Origin of the sequence: Stenotrophomonas sp. GD03819 (assembly GCF_029841665.1) — a bacterium.
In the GTDB taxonomy this organism is placed as follows: Bacteria; Pseudomonadota; Gammaproteobacteria; order Xanthomonadales; family Xanthomonadaceae; genus Stenotrophomonas; species Stenotrophomonas geniculata.
Window position 1 is genome coordinate 116,079 of sequence record NZ_JAOCEW010000004.1, and the last position, 25,257, is coordinate 141,335.

General features: G+C 67.2%; 25 protein-coding genes. 13 read left to right on the forward strand and 12 right to left on the reverse strand.

Going from position 1 to position 25,257, the window contains the following annotated elements; genetic code table 11:
* Nucleotides 1-40: 40 nt before the first annotated feature.
* The 4 genes from N5D45_RS03800 to ligA all read right to left on the reverse strand — a co-directional run bounded on the left by N5D45_RS03800 (nt 41) and on the right by ligA (nt 4,872).
* The gene (locus N5D45_RS03800; RefSeq protein ID WP_010480486.1) at nt 41-769 is read right to left on the reverse strand and encodes a DUF3011 domain-containing protein; all 729 of its coding nucleotides are present in this window, start codon (nt 767-769) and stop codon (nt 41-43) included.
* Nucleotides 770-911: 142 nt separating this feature from the next.
* Entirely contained in the window at nt 912-1,868 is a 957-nt protein-coding gene (epmA, locus tag N5D45_RS03805; protein WP_164191392.1) for an EF-P lysine aminoacylase EpmA, read from the reverse strand.
* Nucleotides 1,865-2,350 carry a GNAT family N-acetyltransferase gene (locus N5D45_RS03810; protein ID WP_057503335.1) on the reverse strand — a complete coding sequence of 162 codons (486 nt, stop codon included), beginning with the start codon at nt 2,348-2,350 and terminating at the stop codon, nt 1,865-1,867. The genes epmA and N5D45_RS03810 overlap by 4 nt, the downstream gene beginning before the upstream one ends.
* 50 nt (nt 2,351-2,400) lie before the next feature.
* Nucleotides 2,401-4,872 (reverse strand): NAD-dependent DNA ligase LigA, encoded by a 2,472-nt coding sequence (gene ligA / locus N5D45_RS03815; RefSeq protein WP_193390886.1) that lies wholly within the window; start codon nt 4,870-4,872, stop codon nt 2,401-2,403.
* 230 nt (nt 4,873-5,102) lie between these two features.
* On the opposite strand from ligA, the gene N5D45_RS03820 reads away from it, so the two are divergent.
* A complete protein-coding gene (locus N5D45_RS03820; protein WP_279938474.1) occupies nt 5,103-6,233 on the forward strand; it encodes a pyridoxal phosphate-dependent aminotransferase in 1,131 nt (376 codons plus the stop codon).
* A 118-nt stretch (nt 6,234-6,351) separates the two neighbouring features.
* Here N5D45_RS03820 and zipA read toward each other — a convergent pair whose 3' ends face one another.
* From zipA to N5D45_RS03850, 6 genes are all read right to left on the reverse strand, one after another.
* Nucleotides 6,352-7,089 (reverse strand): cell division protein ZipA, encoded by a 738-nt coding sequence (zipA, locus tag N5D45_RS03825; protein WP_010480476.1) that lies wholly within the window; start codon nt 7,087-7,089, stop codon nt 6,352-6,354.
* A 46-nt stretch (nt 7,090-7,135) separates the two neighbouring features.
* The gene (gene smc, locus N5D45_RS03830; RefSeq protein WP_164191387.1) at nt 7,136-10,639 is read right to left on the reverse strand and encodes a chromosome segregation protein SMC; all 3,504 of its coding nucleotides are present in this window, start codon (nt 10,637-10,639) and stop codon (nt 7,136-7,138) included.
* A 259-nt stretch (nt 10,640-10,898) separates the two neighbouring features.
* Entirely contained in the window at nt 10,899-11,348 is a 450-nt protein-coding gene (gene rplI / locus N5D45_RS03835) for a 50S ribosomal protein L9 (RefSeq protein WP_043398478.1), read from the reverse strand.
* A gap of 105 nt (nt 11,349-11,453) precedes the next feature.
* The gene (rpsR, locus tag N5D45_RS03840; RefSeq protein ID WP_002804494.1) at nt 11,454-11,684 is read right to left on the reverse strand and encodes a 30S ribosomal protein S18; all 231 of its coding nucleotides are present in this window, start codon (nt 11,682-11,684) and stop codon (nt 11,454-11,456) included.
* 11 nt (nt 11,685-11,695) lie between these two features.
* A complete protein-coding gene (gene rpsF, locus N5D45_RS03845) occupies nt 11,696-12,133 on the reverse strand; it encodes a 30S ribosomal protein S6 (protein ID WP_006452997.1) in 438 nt (145 codons plus the stop codon).
* A gap of 234 nt (nt 12,134-12,367) precedes the next feature.
* Nucleotides 12,368-12,706 carry an iron-sulfur cluster assembly accessory protein gene (locus N5D45_RS03850; RefSeq protein WP_049428383.1) on the reverse strand — a complete coding sequence of 113 codons (339 nt, stop codon included), beginning with the start codon at nt 12,704-12,706 and terminating at the stop codon, nt 12,368-12,370.
* A gap of 128 nt (nt 12,707-12,834) precedes the next feature.
* Between N5D45_RS03850 and asnS the strand changes: the two genes are divergently transcribed.
* The 12 genes from asnS to N5D45_RS03910 all read left to right on the forward strand — a co-directional run bounded on the left by asnS (nt 12,835) and on the right by N5D45_RS03910 (nt 23,311).
* On the forward strand, nt 12,835-14,229 hold the full coding sequence (asnS, locus tag N5D45_RS03855; RefSeq protein WP_043398473.1) for an asparagine--tRNA ligase: 1,395 nt from the start codon (nt 12,835-12,837) through the stop codon (nt 14,227-14,229).
* Between the two features lie 29 nt (nt 14,230-14,258).
* Entirely contained in the window at nt 14,259-14,558 is a 300-nt protein-coding gene (locus tag N5D45_RS03860; protein WP_010480464.1) for a hypothetical protein, read from the forward strand.
* A gap of 7 nt (nt 14,559-14,565) precedes the next feature.
* Nucleotides 14,566-14,880, forward strand: coding sequence for a hypothetical protein (locus N5D45_RS03865; protein WP_164191385.1), 315 nt, complete (start codon nt 14,566-14,568; stop codon nt 14,878-14,880).
* Nucleotides 14,881-14,887: 7 nt separating this feature from the next.
* Entirely contained in the window at nt 14,888-15,526 is a 639-nt protein-coding gene (locus N5D45_RS03870) for an FMN-binding negative transcriptional regulator (RefSeq protein ID WP_279938475.1), read from the forward strand.
* Between the two features lie 72 nt (nt 15,527-15,598).
* Complete coding sequence (gene can / locus N5D45_RS03875; protein ID WP_010480460.1) at nt 15,599-16,261, forward strand: carbonate dehydratase; 663 nt, start codon at nt 15,599-15,601, stop codon at nt 16,259-16,261.
* A 19-nt stretch (nt 16,262-16,280) separates the two neighbouring features.
* On the forward strand, nt 16,281-16,802 hold the full coding sequence (locus N5D45_RS03880; RefSeq protein WP_029379697.1) for a 3-hydroxyanthranilate 3,4-dioxygenase: 522 nt from the start codon (nt 16,281-16,283) through the stop codon (nt 16,800-16,802).
* Between the two features lie 138 nt (nt 16,803-16,940).
* Nucleotides 16,941-18,215, forward strand: coding sequence for a kynureninase (kynU, locus tag N5D45_RS03885; protein WP_010480455.1), 1,275 nt, complete (start codon nt 16,941-16,943; stop codon nt 18,213-18,215).
* A 32-nt stretch (nt 18,216-18,247) separates the two neighbouring features.
* Nucleotides 18,248-19,615 carry an NAD(P)/FAD-dependent oxidoreductase gene (locus tag N5D45_RS03890; protein ID WP_049412943.1) on the forward strand — a complete coding sequence of 456 codons (1,368 nt, stop codon included), beginning with the start codon at nt 18,248-18,250 and terminating at the stop codon, nt 19,613-19,615.
* On the forward strand, nt 19,615-21,054 hold the full coding sequence (sbcB, locus tag N5D45_RS03895) for an exodeoxyribonuclease I (RefSeq protein ID WP_164191380.1): 1,440 nt from the start codon (nt 19,615-19,617) through the stop codon (nt 21,052-21,054). Before N5D45_RS03890 ends, sbcB begins: the two co-directional genes overlap by 1 nt.
* Nucleotides 21,051-21,737 carry a DUF2461 domain-containing protein gene (locus tag N5D45_RS03900; RefSeq protein ID WP_049436750.1) on the forward strand — a complete coding sequence of 229 codons (687 nt, stop codon included), beginning with the start codon at nt 21,051-21,053 and terminating at the stop codon, nt 21,735-21,737. Before sbcB ends, N5D45_RS03900 begins: the two co-directional genes overlap by 4 nt.
* A complete protein-coding gene (locus N5D45_RS03905; protein ID WP_164191377.1) occupies nt 21,737-22,717 on the forward strand; it encodes an aldo/keto reductase in 981 nt (326 codons plus the stop codon). The genes N5D45_RS03900 and N5D45_RS03905 overlap by 1 nt, the downstream gene beginning before the upstream one ends.
* Nucleotides 22,718-22,759: 42 nt before the next feature.
* On the forward strand, nt 22,760-23,311 hold the full coding sequence (locus N5D45_RS03910; RefSeq protein WP_279938476.1) for a DUF2939 domain-containing protein: 552 nt from the start codon (nt 22,760-22,762) through the stop codon (nt 23,309-23,311).
* A 136-nt stretch (nt 23,312-23,447) separates the two neighbouring features.
* Here N5D45_RS03910 and N5D45_RS03915 read toward each other — a convergent pair whose 3' ends face one another.
* Together N5D45_RS03915 and N5D45_RS03920 are read right to left on the reverse strand one after the other, a co-directional pair.
* A complete protein-coding gene (locus tag N5D45_RS03915) occupies nt 23,448-24,392 on the reverse strand; it encodes a 5'-nucleotidase (protein ID WP_010480444.1) in 945 nt (314 codons plus the stop codon).
* 47 nt (nt 24,393-24,439) lie between these two features.
* Nucleotides 24,440-25,213, reverse strand: a complete 774-nt coding sequence (locus N5D45_RS03920) for an NAD kinase (RefSeq protein WP_010480442.1) — start codon at nt 25,211-25,213, stop codon at nt 24,440-24,442.
* Nucleotides 25,214-25,257: the final 44 nt, after the last annotated feature.

Sequence of the window (25,257 nt, forward strand, 5' to 3'; positions counted from 1 at the left end):
TTGTAGGGCCACGCCCCGCGCGGTTGGAGCCTGCCCCGGCTCAATTCACCGAGAATTCGGCGCGGCAGCCGCCGTCCACCCAGATCCCGTTGCGGTTCCAGCCCCAGGTGTTGCCTTCCTCGCACGGGGTGCTGGACAACTGTTCGGTGACGACGGCGCCGACCGAAATGCTCGCGCCACAGAAGCGGCGCTTCTTCGACTTCGACTCGCAGGTCAGGCGGCGCGGCACGTCGACAAAACGGCCGTCCTCGTCCGCCACTTCGAAATCGCCCTGGCAACCACGGCTGGTCCAGACTTCATTGCGCTTGTAGCCCCAGCCCTGCCCTTCGCGGCACGGCAGCACCGAGAGCTGGCGCAGCAGGCGCACCGGCGCCCCGTCCAGGCGCACCGGGCAACTCTGCGGGCGGCCATTGGATTCGCAGCGCACCACACGGCGGACCAGGCGCTTGCCTTCCGTTGCCGCAGGCGCTGCACCTTGCGCTCGACGCGCACGGAACTCGGCCCGGCAGCCCAGGGTGACCCACACGCCACTGCGGTCGGTGCCCCACTCGCTGCCTCGGATGCAGCTGTTGCTGGACAGCTGGCGCACAAGGTCGATGCCATTGCTGACGTCGATATCGCAATGCACCCAGCCCATGTCGCGCGATTCGCAGGTCACCACTTCGCCGTCATAGCCCGCCTGCTGGGCCGACGCCGATGACGGCAGCCAGGCACCCCAGAGCGCGATGGAGTACACCGGTGCAGCGACAACCGCAAACCACTTGACCAAAGCCTTCCCCAGCAGGAATGGATGAACTGCGTGCCAGTGTCCGGCATCTGCCGTGATAAGAGCATCATCCTGCTTACCGAAGCAAGCGCAGAAACGCGGAATTCCGTTCAGTCTTCGATGTTCAGGAACGTGCGCACCGCGCTCACGCGTGGGCAAAGTCGTAGGCCAGCACATCGGCGATATGCGGCGTGCGGTTCATCGCCATCAGCAACCGATCAACACCCACCGCCACGCCGGCGCAGGCAGGCATCGAGGGCAATGCGGCCAGCAATGCTTCGTCCAGCGCCGGCTGCACCTGGCCGCGCTCATGGCGGCGCTGCAGGTCGCGCTGGAAACGCGCACGCTGCTCGTGGGCGTCGTTCAGTTCGTGATAGCCGTTGGCCAGTTCCACTGCCCCCAGGTACAGCTCGAAACGCTCCGCCAGCGGCGGCGCGCCGGCACGGATGCGTGCCAGTGCGGCCTGGCTGGCGGGCCAGTCATGGACCACGGTCATCACTGTGTCATCGAAGTGCGGCTGGATATGATGGGTCATCAGCAGATCCAGCCAGTCATCGCGGGTCAGCCCGACCGGGTCGATGTGCACCTCGCCCAGCGCGGCACGCAGCGCAGCCTCATCGGCATCGAACGGATCCACGCCCACGTACTGCTGGAACAGCTCGCGGTAGCTGAGCACACGCAGCGTCGCACTGCGCCCGACCAGGGCCAGCGCCTGGCCAACCAGCTCGGCGGTTTCCTGCACCAGGCGATGGTGGTCCCAACCGACCCGGTACCACTCCAGCATGGTGAATTCCGGATTGTGGCGGCCGCCCGCCTCGCCATTGCGGAACACCCGGCCCAGTTCGTAGCAGTCACCCACGCCCGCCGCCAGCAGGCGCTTGAGCGGATACTCCGGCGAGGTGCGCAGCCAGCGGCGGCGTCCGCCGGCATCGACATGGCCGGTGAAATCGGTATGGAAGCTGTCGATGTTCGGCTCGGTGTTGCCGGCCACCGACAGGATCGGCGTCTCGACCTCCAGCACATCGCGCTCGGCGAAGAAGCGGCGCACCAGCGCATTGAGCGCGGCGCGCTGCTGCAGCATGCGCAGCAGGGCCTCGCTCACAGGATGCCCTCCGGGCGCGGGTGGTCCAGCGGCAGAGTCAGCAGATCGCGGGTGTCATCGATGTAGCCGCTGGCCAGGTACAGGCGCCGGGCCAGTTCGTTGTGGTGGTTCACTTCCAGGCGCAGGCGACTGACGCCACGACCCCGTGCGCGCTGTTCGCAGATGGCCAGCGCCTGCTTGCCGCGGCCACGACCGCGCGCGCGATGGCTCAGGTACAGCTCGTCCAGCAGCATGAAGTGGCCGCCCTGCTCCAGGCTGAAGCCCATCGCGATCACTGCGTAGCCGACCACCTCGCCCGCCTCGTCCAGCCACAGCAGTACTTCGCCATTGCGCGGGTCAGCCAGCAGCGCATCCACACCGCGACGCACGCGCGCGTCATCGAAGTCGATCCTGTCTTCGGCGTAGAACTCGCGCATCAGCGCGATCAACTGCCCCTCGTCAGCTCGGGTGGCCAGGCGGAAATCCAGCGGGGCGGTCTGCATCGGTGTTCCTTTGTCTTTCATGCCGGGCGCAGGGGCACCCGGCGGGGTCATCATTCGTGTTCGGCAAGATAGGCCAGCAGGCGGTCTTCGTCCCACACCGGCACGCCCAGCGACTGTGCCTTGTCCAGCTTGGAGCCTGCCTCGGTACCGGCCACCACAAAGCTGGTCTTCTTCGAGACGCTGCCGGAGACCTTGGCGCCCAGCGCCTCCAGGCGCTCCTTGGCGGCATCGCGGGTGAGCTGCGCCAGGGTGCCGGTCAGTACCACGGTCTGCCCGTCCAGCGGGCCCGCAACGATCTCGGCCAGCGCCGGCGCCTTGGCCAGGATCTGCTGCATCGCCTTCTCGGCGGCCAACAGCATCGCGCCATGGCCTTCGGCGTCCAGCCACTCCGCTAGACCGCGCGCAGTGTCGTCCGGTAGGCCGGCGTTGACGAACTGGCCATGCTCGGCGTCGAGCACCGCCTGCGCGCCAGGCAGCGCAGCCACCAGCTTTTCCGCGCGCAGGCGGGTAATGCCGGGGATCTCCGACTCGACCAGCAGCTGCGCCAGATCCAGGCCCTCGCGCAGCTTGGCACTGGGCGCGTGCACATCGCTGATGCGCACCTGGCCAACCTGCAACAGGTCATCGATGGCCTGCTGGTTGCCCTGCTGCTCGAAGAAATGGCCGAGCGAGCGCGCCACTTCGCCACCGATGTCCGGCACACGCTTGAACAACGGCCACGGCAGATGGCGGATCAGCTCCAGGTCACCGAACCACTGCGCCAGCGCCTTGGCCGTGCTTTCGCCCACATGCTCGATGCCGAGCGCGAACAGCAGGCGCTCCAGCGTGGCATCACGACTGGCGTCGATCGCCGCGATCAGGTTGTCGGCCCACTTGGTGGCGATCTTCTTCGTGTTCCATTCGAAGCTGGCCGGCTGCACCAGCGCCCGCGCACGCCAGCCCGGATCGTTGCCGTCCAGCTTCAGCACCGCATTGAGCACCGCACCACTGCCCTCGGCGGGCAGGTGCAGCTTCAGCGCAGCGGCCAGTGCTGACGGATCCTCGGCGTCCAGTACCAGTTTCAGGTGCAGCAGCTGGTCACGGCTGAGGCGGTACAGGTCGGCCACGCTCTTGACGATGCCGGCGTCGACCAGGGTTTCGATGTACTTGTCACCCAGGCCATCGATGTCCATCGCGCGGCGCGAGGCGAAATGGGCGATGGCTTCCTTGCGCTGCGCCGGGCAGGACAGTTCGCCCGAACAACGCCACGCCGCTGCCCCCTCCTCACGCACGATCTCCGAGCCACAGACCGGGCAGCGCGTCGGCATCTGCCACGGCGCCGTGCCCTGCGGGCGGCGGTCGAGGATGACGCTGACCACTTCGGGAATGACATCGCCAGCACGGCGCACGATCACGCTGTCGCCGACGCGCACATCCAGGCGTGCGATCTGGTCGGCGTTGTGCAGCGTGGCGTTGGACACGATCACGCCGGCCACCGCCACCGGCGCCAGGCGCGCGACCGGCGTGGCCGCACCAGTGCGGCCGATCTGGATCTCGATGGCCTCCACGGTAGTGCTCTGTTCCTGCGCCGGGAACTTGTGCGCGATGGCCCAGCGCGGCGCGCGCGAAACGAAGCCCATCGCCTGCTGACCCGCACGGTCATCGAGCTTGTAGACCACGCCATCGATATCGAACGGCAGGCCATCGCGGCGCTCACCGATGTCGCGGTAGTAGCCGAGCAGGCCGTCGGTGCCGTCCACCACCTTGCACAGCTCACTGACCGGGAAGCCCCAGGTACCGAGCTGGGCCAGGGTGCCCGAATGGGTGTCCGGCAGTTCGCCGCCCTGCACTTCGCCGGTGCCGTAGGCGAAGAAACTCAGCCTGCGCTGCGCACTGATCTTCGGATCGAGCTGGCGCAGCGAGCCGGCCGCGGCGTTGCGCGGATTGGCCAGCACCTTGCCACCGTGCTGGCGTGCACGTTCGTTGTAGGCCTCGAAATCGGCGCGCGCCATGTAGACCTCGCCGCGTACCTCCAGCACATCCGGCCAGTCCTTGCCGTGCAGGCGCTTGGGAATGTCACCGATCTCGCGCAGGTTGGCGGTCACGTCCTCGCCGGTACTGCCATCGCCACGGGTCGCGCCGAGCACGAAATGACCCTCTTCGTAGCGCAGGCTGATCGCCAGGCCGTCCATCTTCGGCTCGGCCGAGAACCGCAGGCTGCGACGACCCAGGCGCTCATCGATGCGGCGCACGAAATCGGCCACTTCTTCATCGCTGAAGGCATTGGACAGCGACAACATCGGTACCGCGTGGCGCACCTCCGGGAAACGGCCGGAGGGCCGCGCACCGACCTGCTGGGTCGGGCTGTCGGCACGGGCCAGTTCCGGGTGCTCGCGCTCCAGCGCTTCCAGCTCGCGCACCATCCGGTCGTAGTCGACGTCAGGGATCTCCGGCGCGTCCAGCTCGTGGTAGGCGCGGTTGGCCTGGGCGATCTGCCGGCGGAGGTCTTCGGCGCGTTCGGCTGGGCTGGGGCTCATCGGGATCCGGTGGTTCTGGGATGGCCGGGAATTCTACCGCGCCCGGCCGTCAGGCCCGGTAACGGCCCCACTTTTGCAGCGTCGAGCCATGCTCGACTGCCCCCCCCTCCGCTCTGGCAGGTGCCAACCTTGGTTGGCACGTCTGTAGTCGAGCACGGCTCGACGCTGCAAATGCAGCTTGCCGCCCACCCTCACCGGCGCTAGCGTGCGACGGTCTGCCCTTCGGAATCCTGCCCGTGCCCCTGCCCGCTTCCCGTCGACGCTTCCTGCAACTGGCCGGTGCTGGCCTCGCCGTCGCCGGCAGCGGGCTGCCGCAGCTCGGCCATGCCCAACCCGCGACAGCCGCCGCCGCCGCCCTCGCCCCCGCCGAAGGTGCGGTGCTGCTGAATTTCAACGAATGCCCCTACGGCCACTCGCCCGCAGCCCAGCAGGCGGCACGCGACAGCATCGCCGGTTGCGGCCGCTACCGTTTCGCACTGGCCGGACAGGTGCGCGACGCCTTCATCGAACAGGCACGCATCCCGGCTGATCACGCGCGGTTGTATCCGGGTTCCAGCGAACCGCTGAACCGTGCCGCCGTGCTATGGACCGGCCCGCTGGCGGGACTGGTAGTCGCCGACCCGACCTTCGAAACGCTGGGCGAGGTCGCCGCCGCACACGGTGCGCACGTGCAGAAAGTGCCGCTGCGCGACGACGGCGCACATGACCTGCGTGCAATGGTTGCCGCCGCGCATGCACGCCCGACCGGACTGCTGTATGTGTGCAACCCGAACAACCCGACCGGCTCGATCAGCCCACCGGATGAGCTTGCCTGGCTGCTGGCCCACAAGCCCGCCTCCACCCGCGTGCTGCTGGACGAGGCTTACCTGCAGTACAGCGAGCAGCCGAGCCTGATCGCGCAGGTGGCGCAGCGCGACGACCTGATCGTGTTGCGCACGTTCTCCAAGCTTTATGGCATGGCCGGCCTGCGACTGGGCGTGGCGGCCGCGCATCCCGACCGCCTGCGCGAACTGGCCAGCCTGGGCGACAATCCGCTGCCGGTGCCGGCTCTGGCCGCTGCACTGGCCAGCCTGCGCGATCCGCAGTTGATTCCTCAGCGCCGCCTGCAGAATGCCAAGGTGCGGCAGGCCACCATCGCGTGGCTGGGCAAGCGTGGTTTCAGCTGCGTGCGGTCGGAAGCGAACTGCTTCGTGGTCGACGTCCAGCGCGATGGCAGCGCGTTCGCCAAGGCAATGGCCGACAACGGCGTGGTGATCGGGCGAAGCTGGCCGATCTGGCCACAGCGCGTGCGCGTGACCGTCGGCACCGAAGAGGAGATGGCCGCGTTCCGCAATGCGTTCGCGAAGGTGGCCGGCGTACCGGCCTGACCCTGTTGGTGGGGGCGAACCTTGGTTCGCCCCATCCACGCATGGCGCGGATCTACTGTTGTGGGTGCCAACCGTTGGTCGGGGTGGGTGCCGACCGTTGGTCGGCACGCCATGGCGCTTACCAGCGCGGGGTCTTGGTCAACGGCGGAGCCTGGTGCTGACGGTCATAGGCGCGCAGCTCGTCACGGATGTGCGCGATGCGCTGGCGCCCCAGGGCGTTGCGGCTGTCATCCAGCACAACGCCATCCAGCAGCTCGGCCATGCGCTGCACGGTCGGCAGCATTTTCTCCCAGGCATCCAGCGCGGTCAGCGGCGCCGGCAGGGTCAGGAAGAAGGCGATGGCCGGGGTCTCCATGGCACGGATGTTGGCCATGTCGAAGCTGCCCGGCTTCATGATGCTGGCCATCGAGAAGATCGGGCCGCGCTCGGGGTGGCCTTCCACCAGGCGGTGGAACACGTTCATGTGGCCGAACACCAGGCCGGTCTTTTCGGCCGCCACCACGATGTCTTCGCCACGCAGCTGTTCGCCGGCCCGAGCGGCCACGAACAGCGAGACGATCTTGTCGAAGTCCTGTGTGGCGCGCTTGCCGAGGTCGCTGGCGCCCGGATCGGTTTCGCCCAGGCCGAGTTCGGCCTGCTCACCTTCCGTGCCCATGCCCGGTTCGACGCGGCCATCGGCCACGGTGACGCCGTCTTCGCCCAGCACCGGCTCGCGGCGCTCGCCGCTGTTCGGTTCCGCGCTTTCCACGCGGCGGCCCTGGGGCTTCTTCTTCGGACGGCCAAACAGGAAGATCGCGGCGATCAACAGCAGGCCGGCGGCCAGGATGCCGATGCGCAACAGTGCCGTGTCGGACATTCGATAGGTTCTCCGGCTAGTTCATTCAGGTAACTAGGATGGCACGTCAGGCCGCGCCCGCCAATCGCGCGGCTTCTTCCAGGTCCACGCTGACCAGGCGGCTGACGCCCGGCTCGCGCATGGTCACGCCCGACAGCTGGTGCGCGGCCTCCATCGTCGCCTTGTTGTGGCTGACGAACAGGAACTGCACCTTCTCGCTCATTTCCTTGACCATGTTGGCCAGGCGGCCGACGTTGGCTTCGTCCAGCGGCGCATCCACCTCGTCCAGCAGGCAGAACGGTGCTGGATTCAGCTGGAAGATGGCGAACACCAGCGCCACCGCAGTCATCGCCTTTTCGCCGCCGGACAGCAGCGAGATGCTGGACACGCGCTTGCCCGGCGGGCGCGCCATGATGGTCACACCGGTGTCGAGCAGGTCTTCACCGGTCAGCTCCAGGTAGGCGTGGCCACCGCCGAACAGGCGCGGGTACAGCGCCTGCACGCCGGCGTTGACGCGGTCGAAGGTGTCCTTGAAGCGGCCACGGGTCTCGCGGTCGATCTTGCGGATCGCATCTTCCAGGGTTTCCAGCGCCGTGGTCAGGTCGGTGTGCTGCGAATCCAGGTAGTCCGAGCGCTGCGACGCCTCACCGTACTCGTGGATGGCAGCCAGATTGACCGGCTCCAGCCGGCGCATGCGGCCATCGATCTGGTGCACGGCCTGCTCCCAGTCGCCCAGGCGGGCATCCTCGGGCAGCGCATTGAGCACGTCCTGCAGTACGAAACCGGCCTTCTCCACCGCCCCCTGCAGGGTCTCCGCGCTGAGCACCAGCGCCTGCTGGTCCAGCTTGCGCTGCGAAATGCGTTCGCGCTGGGCCAGCGCCTGTTCGTCGCGCTGGTGGCGGGTCTGTTCGTAGTTGCGCAGTTCGGCGTCGATGCCGTCCAGCAGCGTGCGCGCCTCGGTCAGCACGCGATCGGCCCGCACACGCTCTTCCAGTGCGTTCTGGTGCTCGGCCTGCAGCGACTCGACCGGCGAATCACCTTCATCCAGCTGCGAATGCAGTTCGCCCAGGCGCGAATCCAACTGCCCGCGCTGGGTACCCATGCGCTCCAACGCCTGGCTCAACGAGGCCAGCTGCGCCCGCTGCGATTCCAGGGTCAGGGCCAGCGAGTGCGACCGCTCGCGCACCGCACGTGCAGCGTCGCGGGCCAGGTCGCGGGCCTCGGTCAGCTGGCGGCGCTCGCCCTCCAGCCGCTGCCGGGTCGATTCCAGGTCGCCCATGCTGCTGACCGCGTTCTCCAACCGCGAGCGCGCCTCACGCGCCTGCTCGTTGTTGGCTTCCAGCGTGTCCTGCAGCTGCTTCAGCTCACCTTCGATGCGGTCGATGCGCGTGCGCGCGGCCTCCACCTTGCCCTGCTGGCCCTGCAGCTGGCCTGCCAGTTCAGAGACCGCGCGATGGGCCTGGTACAGCGCACGCTGCGCGTCTTCGCGCTGCTGTTCGGCGGCCTGCAACTGCTCGCGGAAGCCTGCCAGCTGTTCTTCCAGCTCGGCTTCGCGGTCCTGCAGCTGCTCGATCTGCTCACGCAGTTCATTGATCTCACGTTCGCGCAGCAGCGCGCCCTGCTGGGCCGCGCCGGAACGCGATACGCGCAGCCAGCCCTGACCCAGGCGCTCGCCACTTTGGGTGATGATCGAATCGCCTTCCGGCAGGCTGGCCTGCAGCGTCTTGGCTTCGGCCAGATCCCTGGCACCGTGCAGGTGCGCCAGCAGGCGCCGGATCGCTGCCGGGCCACGCACGCGTGCAGCCAGCGAGGTCGGCGCGACCTTCAGGTCCGCGCCATCGTTGGCGACCAGTGCAATGTGGCCCTCGCCCAGTTCGCCCAGCGCGTCGACCAGGCTGGCCGGGTCATCGACCAGCACGCCTTCGATCAACTGGCCAAGCGCGCTTTCCACCGCGTTTTCCCAACCGGCATCCACGTCCAGGCGTTCGCCGACGCGCGCCGCCGAATCCAGCCCGCGCGCCTTCAGCCAGGCCACGGCCGCGCCCTGCTCCTGACCCAGTGCGGCCTGCTGCAGGGTTTCCAGCGAGGCCAGGCGACCGCGCAGGCCGTTGGCCTGCTTGCGCAGTTCAGCCAGTTCGTTCTGGCCATTCCGCTGCTGCTCCTGCACGGCCGCCACGCCCTGCTTGCGCAGCTCGACGTCTTCGCTCAATTCATCCAGCGCGGTCTTCTGCGTGTCGTGCTGCAGGTGCAGCTGCTCGAAGGCTTCTTCCAGCGCATCCACGTCCAGGCCGGCGCGTTCGGCGGCCAGGGCCTCGCGACGCCGGTCGGCGTCGAGGATCTGCTTGTCCAGGTAGTCCACGCGCGTGCGCTCGACATCGCCGGCGCGCGAGGCTTCCGAACTCTGCGAGGTGTGCTGTTCCCAGCGCTGCTGCCAGCTGGCCAGCCGCTCTTCAGCCTCACGCAGGCTTTCCTGCTTGATCTCGTTTTCTTCCTGCAGTGCTTCCAGCTGCGGAGTGGCGGCCTCCACCGCCTCGCGCAGCACCCTCAGTTTGGCCTCGTCGCCGCTGATGTGCTGGCCCAGTTCAGCCAGCGCCTGCTGGGTTTCATCGCGCGCCTTGTGCAGGCGCTGCGACAGCTCGCGCTGGTGCTGGATCTGCTGTTCCAGGCGCGCCAGCGTGCTGCCGACCTGGTAGACCGCCGCCTGCGCGGTGTTGAGCGCATCGGCGGCCTCTTCGCGGCGTACCCGCGAGGTCTCGATGCGGGCCTCGGCATCACGCTGGTCAGCGATCAGCTGTTGCAACCTGGTTTCTTCCTGCGACAGCCCTTCGCGCAGCTTCGACAGGCGCCCGTCGAGGCCACGGAATTCCAGCGCCTTCCATTCGGCATCCTTGACCCGGCGCTCTTCCTGCAGCGCCTGGTACTGCTCGGCCTGCTTGGCCTGGCGCTTGAGGTGCTCCAGCTGCTTGCTGATCTCGTCGCGCAGGTCGCCCAGCCGGTCCAGGTTCTCGCGGGTGTGGCGGATGCGGGTCTCGGTCTCCTTGCGGCGCTCCTTGTATTTGGAGATGCCGGCCGCCTCTTCCAGGTAGACGCGCAGGTCTTCCGGGCGTGCCTCGATGATCTGGCTGATCATGCCCTGCTCGATGATCGAGTAGCTGCGCGGGCCCAGGCCGGTGCCGAGGAACAGATCGGTGATGTCGCGGCGGCGGCACTTGGTGCCGTTGAGGTAGTAATTGCTGGTGCCGTCGCGGCTGACCGTGCGCTTGACCGAGATTTCGTTGAACGAGGCGTACTCGCCCGAGATCGTGTGGTCGGAGTTGTCGAAGATCAGCTCGACCGTGGCCTGCGAGACCGGCTTGCGCGCGTTGGACCCGGAGAAGATCACGTCGGTCAGCGAGTCGCCACGCAGGCGGCTGGCCGAGCTCTCGCCCATGACCCAGCGCACGGCGTCGATGATGTTCGACTTGCCGCAACCATTGGGCCCCACCACGCCGGTCATGTTGGTCGGCAGGTGCAGGGTGGTCGGATCGACGAACGACTTGAAGCCGGACAGCTTGATCGTGGAAAGACGCATAGGGGTTCCGGACTGGGGCCGGCAAGCGGCCTGCGTTTACCCTCCAAGCCATTGATCCTGTTGGGATCGATGCCCGTGGAACGGGTGTGACGCCCTGAGTATACCGATGTGGCCGTGTTCTACGAATGGGCGTGGAACATTGTCCAGCCCCACCCCGTCGGCCAGAGGTGGCCCGACACCACGAAACGGAGCCATAAAACAAAACGGGCACCCTTGCGGGCGCCCGTTCTGCGGTGATGCCAGGCCTTGCGGCGTGGGATCAGGCTTCGGCGACGACGACAACCTTGACGGTGGTCTCGACGTCGGCGTGCAGGTGGATCAGCACGTCGTACTCGCCGATGTTGCGGAAGGCGCCTTCGCCCAGGATGACTTCGCTCTTGCTGACCGGCAGGCCGGCAGCGGTGAAGGCATCGGCGATTTCGCGGGCGCCGACCGAGCCGTACAGCTTGCCTTCGGTCGAAGCGTTGGCCGGGATGGTCACGCTCGCGCCGTCCAGCTTGGCCTTGCGGGCGTCAGCTTCGGCGTGGATGGCCTGGGCCTTGGCTTCGTACTCGGCGCGCTTGGCTTCGAACTCGGCCTTGTTGCTCTCGGTGGCCGGCACGGCCTTGCCCTGCGGCACGAGGAAGTTACGGCCGTAGCCCGGCTTCACGTCGACCAGGTCGCCTAGGTTGCCGAGGTTGGTGACTTTCTGCAGGAGGATCAGCTGCATGGTATTGCTCCAGATGAGTTATTCGTTAGCGAGGCGATGCCCCGCAACAAAGGCTGTCCGAATAGCTGGCACAGCGGGGGCGGCACCGGGCCGCCCCGCCGGGCATCAGACGTCGTGGTTGTCGGTGTACGGGATCAGGGCCAGGAAGCGAGCGCGCTTGACGGCGGTCGCCAGCTGGCGCTGGTACTTCGACTTGGTACCGGTGACGCGGCTCGGCACGATCTTGCCGTTCTCGGTCAGGTACTGGCGCAGGGTGTTGAGATCCTTGTAGTCGATCTCCTTCACACCTTCAGCCGTGAACTTGCAGAACTTGCGGCGACGGAAGAACTTGGACATGGGAAGGCTCCTTAGGCGGCAGAAGCGGCGTCGTCGCCGGCTTCGTTGTCAGCGGTGGTGGTGGACTCGCCTTCTTCGTCGTCACGACGACGGCGCTCACCGCGCTCCGGCTTGTCACCCTTCTCGTCCTTGCTCTTCATGATCAGCGACTGCTCGGTGTCAGCCTCGTCACGCTTGATGACCAGGTTGCGCAGCACGGCGTCGTTGAAGCGGAAGCTCTCGGTCAGTTCGTTCAGAACGGCCTGGTCGGCTTCGATGTTCATCAGCACGTAGTGGGCCTTCACCAGGTTCTGGATCGGGTACGCCAGCTGGCGGCGGCCCCAGTCTTCCAGACGGTGGATGGTGCCGTTGCCGTTCTCGACCAGCGACTTGTAGCGCTCGATCATGGCCGGGACCTGCTCGCTCTGGTCCGGGTGGACCATGAACACGATTTCGTAATGACGACTCATGTTTTTTCTACCTTTCGGATGTGGCCTTGCGGCCGGACAGCCCCCCGCCGTTGAGACCGCGGTGGGGCAAGGGTTCCCGCCGGGTAGGCAGGAAGCCGCGCATTATGGCGCAGATGGGGGAGGATGGGCAACCGGGGGTACCCGACATGCTGAACCGGGGTGCCCTGCCCCGGTGCCGATCAAGGTCGGCACCCACCAGGCGGGTAGCGCCGGGCCATGCCCGGCGGCCGGCCGTCAGGCCTTGTCGGCGTCGGTGGTGAAGCTTTCACCGCAGCCACACTCGGCGGTGGCGTTCGGGTTGCTGAACGTGAAGGTCTCACTCAGGCCGTGCTTGCCGAAGTCGATCACCGTGCCGTCCACCAGCGCCAGGCTCTTGGCATCGACGTAGATCTTCACGCCGTCCTGCTCGAACACGGTATCGCCCTCGCGCTCGTCGCGGGCCAGGTCGGTCACGTGGCCCCAGCCGGAGCAACCGGTTTTGGTCACGCCGAAACGCAGGCCCAGCGCGCCGGGGGTCTGGGCGACGAAGCGCTGCACGCGCTCGAAGGCAATGGGGGTCAGGCTGACGGCCATGGGGCTACTCCAGAGGTACGGGGACATTATAAGGAGCCGTTGCCGCGAAAAATGCCTCGCAAGCAGAACGCTGCAACCGGTAAACTCCCGTGTTCACAGATCGAGTCGATCAGCAGAGGATTCAAGTCATGACGGTGGTCAGCGTTGAACATGCGCTTGCCGGGAAGATCCCGGAAGGCGGCGAAGTCACGGTACGCGGATGGGTGCGCACGGTGCGCGGTTCAGCGAATCTGGCTTTCGTGAATGTGAGCGACGGCTCCTGCTTCGCCCCGATCCAGGTCGTGGCCGGCGACGGCCTGGCCAACTTCGACGAGATCAAGCGCCTGACCAGCGGCTGCTCGGTCATCGCCACCGGCACCCTGGTGAAGTCGCAGGGCAAGGGCCAGTCGTTCGAGATCCAGGCCAGCGCGCTGGAAGTGGTCGGCTGGGTCGAAGACCCGCTCACCTACCCGATCCAGCCCAAGCCGATGTCGCCGGAGTTCCTGCGCGAAGTGGCACACCTGCGCCCGCGCACCAACCTGTTCGGTGCGGTCACCCGCATCCGCAACTGCCTGGCCCAGGCCGTGCACCGCTTCTTCCACGAGAACGGCTTCAACTGGATCAGCACCCCGATCATCACCACCTCCGACGCCGAAGGCGCCGGCCAGATGTTCCGCGTGTCCACCCTGGACATGGTGAACCTGCCGCGCGATGAGAGGGGCGCGATCGATTTCAGCCGTGACTTCTTCGGCAAGGAAACCTTCCTGACCGTGTCCGGCCAGCTGAACGTCGAGGCTTACTGCCTGGCGCTGAGCAAGGTCTACACCTTCGGCCCGACCTTCCGCGCCGAGAACAGCCACACCACCCGCCACCTGGCGGAATTCTGGATGATCGAGCCGGAAATCGCCTTCGCCGACCTGGCTGAAGACGCACGCCTGGCCGAAGAGTTCCTGAAGTACCTGTTCCGCGCGGTGCTGAACGAGCGCAGCGACGACCTGGCCTTCATCGCCGAGCGCGTGGACAAGAACGCAATCACCAAGCTGGAAGACTTCATCAACGCACCGTTCGAGCGCATCGACTACACCGATGCGGTCACCCTGCTGCAGAAGTCCGGCAGGAAGTTCGACTTCCCGGTCGAATGGGGCCTGGACCTGCAGACCGAGCACGAGCGCTGGCTGACCGAGGAACACGTCGGCCGCCCGGTGGTGGTGACCAACTATCCGGAGCACATCAAGGCCTTCTACATGCGCCTGAACGACGACGGCAAGACCGTCGCCGCGATGGACGTGCTGGCCCCGGGCATCGGCGAGATCATCGGCGGCAGCCAGCGCGAAGAGCGCCTGGACGTGCTGGATGCGCGCATGGCCCAGTTCGGCCTGGATCGCGAGCATTACAGCTGGTACCGCGATTTCCGCCGCTATGGTTCGGTGCCGCACGCCGGCTTCGGCCTGGGCTTCGAGCGCCTGGTGGTCTACGTCTGCGGGCTGTCCAACATCCGCGATGCGATCCCCTACCCGCGCGCCCCCGGCAGCGCGGACTTCTAAGCCCCACACGACCACGGAGGTACTGCCCCATGACCCTGTTCTTCGCCCTCTGTTTCGTCGGCGTTGCAGTGGCCGGGTTCAGTGCCTTCGTGATCTTCTGGCCGCTGACCCTGGTGCATGTGCGCGACCGCCATCCGGCGCTCGCCGAGCGCTTCGGCAGCGGCGCCTTCCTCAAGCCCGATGCCCTGGCCTGGCTGCTGCGCCGCGACTATCGCAATCAGCCGGACCGCTCGCTGTCCGGGCTGGCGACGCCGGCCTGGGTATCGCTGCTGACCCTGCTGGCCGGACTGGGCATGGCCGCCCTGCTCTGGCTGGCCTCGCTCTGGTAACACACCCATGAATGACATCACCGCCTCGCGCGACAGCTGGTGGCTGGCCAGCCTCGGCAACACCCTGATCTGGGCGCGCCTGCGCGTGCGCCCGGCCGGCACCGCCGAAGTGCTCGACAGCGATGGCAACACGCTGAGCTATGACAGCGAAGACACCGCCCGTTCGCAGCTGTTCGACGCCGAGTTCGTCGAGTACGACGGCCTGGACGAAGAGGACGCGCTGGTGCGCGGCTTCAGCCTGCACGAAGTGCAGCCGCCGCAGGCCGACAGCGACGAGGGCCTGCGTGGCCGCATGATCCAGTCGCTGGGCGGGAGCGCCTGAACCCAGCATGTTCACCCCGCGCGCCTTCGCCGAGACCGACCTGCTCTGGCTGGACCGCCTGCTGGCGCGCGACCCGTTCGTTACCGTGCTCACGCCCGGTCGCGATGGTCTGCCGGAGCTGACCCGGATGCCGATACTGTACCGGCGTGACGGCGAACAGATCGAACTGCGCGGCCACTGGGCCCGCGCCAACCCGCAGTCGCGCCACAGCGGCGCGACCAAGGTGCTGGTCGACGGCCCGCACGGCTATGTCTCGGCCAGCAGGTACCCGGACAAGGAACCTGCGGCGCGGGTGCCGACCTGGAACTACGCCGCTGCCGAACTGCGTGGCCAGCTGCAGACCTTCGACGACACTGATGCGCTGGCCGAACTGGTCGGTACGATCAGCGACCGTTTCGAAGCCAGTATCGGCCAGGCCTGGCAGTTCGATGCCACGCGTGCCGAACACGGCCCGGAGCTGCGGGCCATCGTCGGCTTCCGTTTCCAGGTCGAGCAGGTGCAGCTCAAGCTCAAGCTGAGCCAGAACCATCCCGACGCCAACCAGCGCGCCGTGATCGCCGAACTGGAACAGCTCGGCACCCCCTCTTCCACCGAGTTGGCGCAGTGGATGCGCTGGCACCGCGAACAGGCTGCCCGCAGCGACTGAACGCCCCAGATTCCCGCGACGACGCAGCCGGATGGCTGCGGCGCGCCCCCACCCGACGCCAGGGACCCGTACATGAAAGACATCCACAAGCTGCTGCAGAACAACCGCGACTGGGCCGACCGCATCGAGAAGGAAGACCCCGAGTTCTTCCACCAGCTGGCCAAGCAGCAGCACCCGGAATACCTGTGGATCGGCTGCTCCGATTCGCGCGTGCCGGCCAACCAGATCATCGGCATGGCCCCGGGTGAAGTGTTCGTGCACCGCAACGTCGCCAACGTGGTCGCCCACACCGACCTGAACTGCCTGAGCGTGGTGCAGTACGCGGTGGACCAGCTGAAGGTGAAGCACATCCTGATCGTCGGCCACTACGGCTGCGGCGGTGTGCATGCCTGCCTGCACAACACCCGCGTCGGCCTGGCCGACAACTGGCTGCGCCATGTGGGCGACGTGATGCAGAAGCACACCGGCATCCTCGATGCGATCGAGACCGATGAGCTCAAGCACGCTCGCCTGTGCGAACTGAACGTGATCGAGCAGGTTGCCAACCTGTGCCGCTCGACCATCGTGCAGGACGCCTGGGCCCGCGGCCAGAAGCTGATGGTGCATGGCTGGGTCTACAGTCTGAAGGACGGACGCGTGCGCGAGATGGGCATCGACGTCGGTTCGCAGGAAGAGCTGCAGCCGGCGTATGAAAAGGCCCTGTCCTACATTCCGCGCAAGGGCAAGCGCGACTGATCCCTTACGGATGACCACCATGCTCGCTTCGCCGATCAACCTGCACGCCTGGATCGAAGAAAACCGCCACCTGCTGAAGCCACCGGTGGGCAACAAGATGATCGACAATGGCGACTTCATTGTGATGGTGGTGGGCGGGCCGAACTCGCGTACCGACTTCCACTACGACGAAGGCCCGGAGTGGTTCTACCAGCTCGAAGGCGAGATGGTGCTGAAGGTGCAGGAAGACGGCGCGGTGCGCGACATTCCGATCCGCGCCGGCGAGATCTTCCTGCTGCCGGCGAAGGTGCCGCACTCGCCGCGGCGTCCGCCCGGTGGCATCGGCCTGGTGGTCGAGCGCAAGCGCCTGCCGCATGAGATGGACGGTGTGATCTGGCATTGCGAACACTGCAACCACAAGCTGCACGAAGAGTACTTCCCGCTGCAGAACATCGAAACCGACCTGCCCAAGGTGTTCGCGCGTTACCACGCCAGCCTGGAGCTGCGTACCTGCAGCCAGTGCGGGCACGTGGATCCGCTGCCGGTGCCTGCGGCGGGCTGAGCACCTGCCCCTGTAGAGCCGAGCCCATGCTCGGCTTCGTGGCCCGGCAGCCGAGCATGGGCTCGGCTCTACAGGTTCGGCGGCAGGCACGCCGCCAAGCGCTACACTGGCAGCCCCGTTGCAGCCTGTTGCCCGACCATGTCCGACCTGCTCAGCCGCACCCACGCCATCGCCCTGGACGCCGCCGATCCGCTGCGCCCGCTGCGCAATGAATTCCTGATTCCGCGCCATGGTGGCGGCGAGCAGACCTACTTCGTCGGCAACTCGCTGGGGCTGCAGCCGCGTGGCGCACAGGCGGCCGTGCAGGAAGTGATGAAGCAGTGGGGCGAGCTGGCCGTGGAAGGCCACTTCACCGGCCCGACGCAGTGGCTGTCCTACCACCGTCTGGTGAGCGCGCAGCTGGCCCGCGTGGTCGGAGCATTGCCCAGCGAAGTGGTGGCGATGAACACGCTGAGCGTGAACCTGCACCTGATGATGGTCAGCTTCTACCGGCCAACGGCCGAGCGCCCGGTGATCCTGATGGAGGCCGGTGCATTCCCGACCGACCGTCATGCGGTGGAAGCACAGATCCGCTTCCATGGTTTCGACCCGACCGAGTGCCTGGTGGAAGTGCAGCCGGACGAGGCCAACGGCACGATCTCGCTGGCCGCGATCGAGCACGCCATTGCCGAACACGGCCCGCGCCTGGCGCTGGTGCTGTGGCCCGGCGTGCAGTACCGCACCGGCCAGGCTTTCGACCTGGATGCGATCACCCGTGCCGCCCGCCTGCAGGGCGCACGCATCGGCTTCGACCTGGCGCACTCGGTCGGCAACCTGCCGCTGCGCCTGCATGACATCGCACCCGACTTCGCCGTGTGGTGCCACTACAAGTACCTCAACAGCGGCCCTGGCGCGGTTGCCGGCGCCTTCGTGCACGAGCGCCACCATCGCGACACCAGCCTTCCGCGTTTCGCCGGCTGGTGGGGCCATGAAGAGTCCACCCGCTTCCAGATGGCACCACAGTTCACCCCGGCCATCGGCGCCGAAGGCTGGCAGCTGAGCAACCCGCCGATCCTCGGCCTGGCACCGCTGCGTGCCTCGCTGGAGCTGTTCGAGCGTGCCGGCATGGAGGCGCTGCGCAGCAAATCGCTGGCACTCACCGGCATGCTCGAAGCACTCGTACGCGCGCGCCTGCCGCAGGTGCTGGACATCATCACCCCGGCCGACCCGCAGCGTCGCGGCTGCCAGTTGTCGCTGCGCGTGATCGGGGGCCGCGAACGTGGCCGCGCACTGTTCGAACACCTGCGCGGCATCGGCGTGCTCGGCGATTGGCGCGAACCCGACGTGATCCGTATTTCGCCCACCCCGCTCTACAACCGCTACCTGGACGTGCACCACTTCGTCGAGGAAGTGGAAGCCTGGGCCGGCCTCTAAGCCGGTCCCTTCCCCTACTGCTGGACAGTTCGTTGATCGCACACGCTTCCCGCTCGTTGAGCATTATCGGTGCCGGCCTTGCCGGGTCCCTGCTGGCCATCCTGCTGTCACGCCAGGGCTGGCGCATCACCCTGTACGAGCGCCGCGGCGATCCGCGCGTGGCCGACTACGAGAGCGGCCGCTCGATCAACCTGGCGCTGGCCGAGCGTGGGCGCAATGCGCTGCGCCAGGCCGGCGTGGAAGACGAGGTGATGGCGCGCGCGGTGATGATGCGCGGCCGCATGGTGCACCCGCGCGAAGGCGAACCGCAGCTGCAGCGCTATGGCCGTGATGACAGCGAAGTGATCTGGTCGATCCACCGCAGCGACCTGAACACCACGCTGCTGGAACTGGCCGAACAGGCCGGCGCCACCGTGCACTTCCATCGCCGCCTGCACACCGTCGATTTCGATGCCGGCTACGCGCGCTTCATCGATGATCGCGACGACAGCCCGCACGACATCCGCTTCGACACCCTGATCGGTGCGGACGGCGCCGGCTCGGCGCTGCGCGCGGCGATGAACCGCCGTGCGCCGCTGGGCGAGGACATCGCCTTCCTCGACCACTCCTACAAGGAGCTGGAGATCCCGCCGGCCGCAGATGGCAGCTTCCGCATCGAGCGCAACGCACTGCACATCTGGCCGCGCGGCCACTACATGTGCATCGCCCTGCCCAACCACGAAGGCACCTTCACCGTCACCCTGTTCCTGCCCAACCAGGGCGAGCCCAGCTTCGCCACGGTCAACACCGGCGTACAGGCCGAGGCGCTGTTCGCGCGGGAGTTCGCCGACACCTTGCCGTTGATCCCGAACCTGCGCGCGGACTGGGAACAACACCCGCCGGGCCTGCTCGGCACGCTCACCCTGGACCGATGGCATCAGCAGGGCCGCGCCGTACTGATCGGCGATGCTGCGCATGCGATGGTGCCGTTCCACGGCCAGGGCATGAACTGCGCATTCGAGGATTGCGTGTCTCTGGCCCGTCATCTGATGGAAGCGGACGATCTGGAAGGCGCGTTCGAAGCCTTCGAAGCCGAGCGCAAGCCGAATGCACGTGCCATCCAGCAGATGGCGCTGGAGAACTACCTGGAGATGCGCGACCGCGTGGCCGATCCTGCGTTCCTTCTGCAGCGCGACCTGGAGCAGGAACTGCAGCGGCGCTGGCCGACCCGCTTCGTACCGCATTACACGATGGTCACTTTCCTGCACACGCCCTACGCCGAGGCGCTGCGCCGTACCGAACTGCAGCGCGAGATGCTGGCGGCGGCCACTGCAGGTCACCACTCACTGGACAACATCGACTGGACGGCACTGGAAGCGCAGATCCACGCGCAGCTGCCGATCCTGGAGGGCGCGCACTGATGGCTGACAGCTTCCTGTTCTACGATCTGGAAACCTTCGGCCAGGACCCGCGACGCACGCGCATCTCCCAGTACGCCGCCATCCGTACCGACGCCGACCTCAACGAAATCGATACCCCGGTCAGTTTCTTCGTGCGCCCGGCCGACGACCTGCTGCCCTCGCCGATGGCCACCCTGGTCACCGGCATCACCCCGCAGCAGGCCCTGGCCGAGGGCATCAGCGAGGCCGAAGCCTTCGACCGTATCAACGAGCAGCTATCGCGTCCCGGCACCTGCGCATTGGGCTACAACACCCTGCGCTTCGACGATGAATTCGTTCGCTACGGCCTGTTCCGTAACTTCCATGACCCCTACGAACGCGAGTGGCGCAACGGCAATTCGCGCTGGGACCTGCTGGACATGCTGCGACTCATGCGCGCGATGCGTCCGGACGGCATCCAGTGGCCGCTGCGCGAGGACGGCGCCACCTCGTTCAAGCTCGAGCACCTGGCCGAGGCCAACAACGTGCGCGAAGGCGATGCGCACGAAGCGCTGTCCGACGTGCGCGCCACCATCGGCATGGCACGCCTGTTCAAGCAGTCGCAGCCGCGGCTGTGGGAGTACGCGCTGAAGCTGCGCGACAAGCGCTTCGTCGGCAGCCTGCTGGACGTGACCGCGATGAAACCCGTGCTGCACATTTCCATGCGCTACCCCGCCAGTCGCCTGTGCGCGGCGCCGGTGCTGCCCTTGGCCGTGCATCCCACCATCAGCAACCGCGTGATCGTGTTCGACCTGGATGGCGACATCGACGACCTGCTGGCACTGCCGGCCGAGGTGATCGCACAGCGCCTGTACATGCGCGCCAGCGAACTGCCCGAAGGCGCGGCGCGGGTGCCACTGAAGGAAGTGCATCTGAACAAGGTGCCAGCACTGATCGCCTGGAACCACCTGCGCGCCGATGACCACGCGCGACTCGGCCTGGACGTGGCCGCGATCGAGGCCAAGGTCGAGCGCCTGCGCGCGTTCGCCCCGCAGCTGGCCGAGAAGGCGCGCCAGGTCTACAACCAGCCCCGTGCGGCCACCGTGGCCGACGTCGATGCCTCGCTGTACGACGGCTTCCTCGGCAATGGCGACAAGCCGCTGCTGGCGCTGGCCCGCACCACAGCGCCGGAACAGCTGGCCGCGCTGGAAGGCCGCTTCCGCGACCCGCGCCTGCCCGAACTGCTGTTCCGCTACCGCGCGCGCAATCATCCCGACAGCCTCGCGCCGCCTGAACACCAGCGCTGGCAGGATTACCGCCGCCAGCGCCTGCTCGGAGACGGCGGCCTGGGCGAACTCAACCTGCCCCAGTACCAGCAGCAGCTCGATGCACTGGCCGCCGAAGCGCCCGATGACACCCGGCGCCAGGCCCTGCTGCAAGCGCTGCGCGACTGGGGCCAGCAGCTGCAGGAGACCTTGTGAGTACCTATTTCTCGGACGCCAGCTTCAAGTTCCTGCGCAGCCTGGCGCGGCATAACGAAAAGGCGTGGTTCAACGATCACCGCCAGCAGTATGAAGACCACGTCCGGCAGCCGTTCCTGCGCCTGCTGGGTGACCTGCAGCCAGCGCTGGCGGAGATCAGCGACCACTTCCGCGCCGATACCCGTGGCGTAGGTGGCTCGCTGTTCCGCATCCACCGCGACGCGCGCTTCTCCAACGACAAATCCCCGTACAAAACCTGGCAGGGTGCGCGCCTGTTCCATGAGCGCCGCCGCGAAGTGGCCGCGCCTTCGTTCTACGTGCACCTGCAACCGGGCGAGAGCTTCGTTGGCGCCGGCCTGTGGCATCCAGAACCGGAGACCCAGCGCCGCGTGCGCCACTTCATCCTCGACAACCCGGGCAGCTGGAAGGCGGCCGCGCATGCTCCCGCGCTGCGCAAGCGCTTCGACTTCGAGGAGAGCGAAAAACTGGTGCGTCCACCGCGCGGCTTCCCGGCCGATTTCGAGTTCATCGACGACCTCAAGCATCGCAACTGGGTGATGTGGCGCTCGCTGGACGACGCCACCATGACCGGCCCTCGCCTGCTGTCCACGCTCGGCAGGGATCTGGCAGGGCTGGGCCCGTTCGTCGACTATCTGTGCGCGGCACTGGACTTGGAATTTTGATGCCGTTGGCGCACCAACGCCGCACGCTGGGCCGCACCGGGCTGGCGGTTTCGCCGGTGGGCCTGGGCTGTTCCGGCTTCTGGGGGCATCGCCGGTTCCCGGAACAGTCGGCCGCGCACGTGGTCGGGCATGCACTGGCACAGGGCGTCAACCTGTTGGACACCGGTCACAACTACTCCGGTTTCCACGCCGAGCCGCGGCTGGGCCGCATCCTGCGCCCGTTGCTGAAGCGATACCCGCGCGAGTCGCTGGTGATCTCCAGCAAGGGCGGCACGCTGACCGGCCAGGCCGGCACCAGCGGCGCCGAGCAGCGCAATTTCTCGCCCGCCGCCATCACCGCCAGCTGCGAAGCCTCGCTGCGCAACCTCGGCCTGGATTACCTCGATATCTACCAGCTGCACGGTGCCAGCCAGCACGACATCAACGATGACCTGCTGGCCGCACTGCAGCGACTGCGCGAACGCGGGCTGATCCGGCACACCGGCATCAATACGCACACGGCGTCGACCCTGTGCTGGATGATCGACCATCCCATGCTGTTCGATGTGGTGCTTCTGGACTACAACGCCCTGCAGCAGGACCGTGAACCGCTGATCGACCAGTTGCACGCGGCGGGCATCGGCGTGCTGGCCGGCACCGTGCTGGCGCAGGGCCATCTGCTGCCGTCACGCGCCCGCCTGCCGCGCCCGGCCGACGCCTGGTACCTGGCCAGAGCCTGGCTCAAGCCAAGCAGCCGCGCACTGATGCACAGTGCACGCCGGATGCGCCACGCCATCGCTACCATCCGCAGCCAGCGCCCCGCCCAGACCGCGTTTGCCTACGCCCTGGGCCATCCCGGCGTGGCCAGCGGCATCCTCGGCACCACCCGCACCGTCAGCCTGGACGAAGTACTGGCGACGCGGCTTGAGGCACTGACCGCAGCCGAACGCCAGCAGCTGGTGAACGCCTTCGGTGATGGGCGCGGATCACCCAGTCATTGAGTCTTCACCCCATGCCGCTGCGGTTGCGGCAGTCTGTGCGGCATGAAGAAACTCACTGTACTCGTTGTGCTGCTGGTCCTGGCCTTGGCCGCCTGGTGGTTCGGTGGCCCCTACATGACCGTGCGCGGGCTGTCCCAGGCCATTGAACAGCGCGACACCGCGCGCCTGGAGCGCTACGTGGATTTCCCGCGCGTGCGCAGCAGCCTGCGGGCGCAGCTCAACGACTACCTGGTGCGCCAGGCCGGCCCGGATGTGGCGGCCAGTCCCTTCGGTGCCCTGCTGTATGGGTTGGGCGACCAGCTAGGCGGTGCCGCGGTGGACACCATGGTGACCCCGACCGGTATCGGCGCGATGCTGCAGGGCCACGTGCTGTGGAAGCGCGGCCGCAATGAACTGCAGGGCGGCGATGCCTTCGGCCCGACCGAGCCGGCGCGACCGCTGAAGCATGCCGAGCATCATTTCGAAGCGCTGGACCGCTTCGTGATCGATGTCGATCGCGGCCCCGGCCAGCCGCCGATGAAGGTCGTGCTGGAGCCGCAGGGCCTGCGCTGGAAGCTGGTGGACCTGCAGCTGGGGATGTCGGGCAGCCCTTGATCGCACCCGGGGGCCTGAGGGCGATGCCGACCTAGGTTGGCAACTACCGGGGCATGCGGCTCTGGTAGATGCCCACCTTGGTGGGCATGGATCCAAAGCAGTGCCAACCGACGGTCGGCACCTACCCGGCATGGCTTCAGCCTTCGTTGGCGACGCCGTGCGGTACGTGGCCGGCGGCCACATGCTCGCGGGCGCTGTCGATGTTGTGCTGCGAATCATCGAAGAAGATGTCGGCGCCGAACGCCTGCAGGAACGGGCCCTTGTGGCGGCCGCCGAGGAACAGCGCCTCGTCCAGGCGCACGCCCCACTCGCGCAGGGTGCGGATCACCCGCTCGTGCGCCGGTGCCGAGCGTGCGGTCACCAATGCGGTGCGGATCGGTGCGCTTTCGCCGGCCGGGAAGACTTCCTGCAGCGTATGCAGGGCCGACAGGAAGCCACGGAACGGGCCGCCACTGAGCGGTTCCCGGGCACGTTCGCGCTCGTGGCGACCAAACGCTTCCACGCCCTGCTCGCGCGAAATGCGCTCGCTCTCATCACCGAAGATCACCGCATCACCGTCGAAGGCGATGCGCAGCTGCCCGGCCGGGCGGGTGATGTCGATCTGATCGGCTGCCGCCGCGGCGGTTTCGCCGGGCGGCTTGGGCAGGATGGTGGCCGCAGCGATGCCATGGCGCAGCGCGCTGCGCACTGATTCCGGGTTGGCCGACAGGAACAGGTCGGTGCCGAACGGCTTCACGTAGGGCCAGGTCGGCTCGCCGGCGGTGAACGTCGCGCGGATGATGCCCAGGCCGTAGTGTTGGATCGAGTTGAAAATGCGCAGGCCGGTATCGGCCGAGTTGCGCGACAGCAGGATGACCTCGACCCGCGGGTTCTCCGGGCTGGCGCCCTGGTTCAACGCCAGCAGCTTGCGCACCACCGGGAACGCCACACCCGGGCCGAGGATGTCGTCTTCGTGCTGACGCTGGAACTCGGCATAGGCCGCCACGCCATCGCTCTCGAACAACGCGTGGCTTTCCTCGAGGTCGAACAGCGCGCGCGAGGTCACCGCGACGGTCAGCAAACGGGGGGAGTTGTCGCCCATCGGTGGGGGTCCTTCAAGCGGTCGGCATGGCCGGCCGCCTATTGTCCTCAAAAAACGAACTGTTCGCTCAGGATCCGGTCTTCCAGATTGTGCTCCGGGTCGAACAGCAGGGTCACGCGGCGGTCCTTCGACTCGCGGATGGTCACCTCGACCACGTCGCGGGTCTCGTGCGAATCGGCGGTCACGCTGACCGGACGCTTGTACGGATCAAGCACGCGGAAGCGCACTTCGGTATCCGCCTTCAGGATCGCGCCGCGCCAGCGCCGTGGGCGATAGGGCGCCAACGGCGTCAGCGCGATGGTGTGCGAGCCCAGCGGCAGCACCGGGCCATGCGCGGAATAGTTATAGGCGGTGCTGCCGGCCGGGGTGGCCACCAGCACGCCGTCGCCGATCAGTTCAGCCACGCGCTCCTGGCCGTTCAGGTCGATGCCGATATGCGCGGCTTGCCGGGTCTGCCGCAGCAGCGAGACATCGTTGTAGGCCAGCGAACCGGTACTGGTGCCCGATTCGGTCAGCGCGACCATTTCCAGCGGGCGCAGGTTGGCCGGTTCGGCGCGCGCAATGCGGGCCTGCACGTCATCGTCGCCACGGTACTGGTTCATCAGGAAACCGACCGTGCCCAGCTTCATGCCGAACACCGGCTTGCCCAGGTGCCCGTGCCGGTGCAGGGTCTGCAGCATGAAGCCGTCGCCACCCAGCGGGCACAGTACGTCGGCCTGCTCCGGCGTGTGATCGCCATAACGCGAAATCATCGCCGCGCGAGCCATCTGCGCAGGTTCGGTGGTGCTGGCCAGGAAAGCGATGCGGGGGGTGTCGCTCATCGGTGGATCCGGGGGGAAGGCATGAGGGAGAGCATAACCGAGCG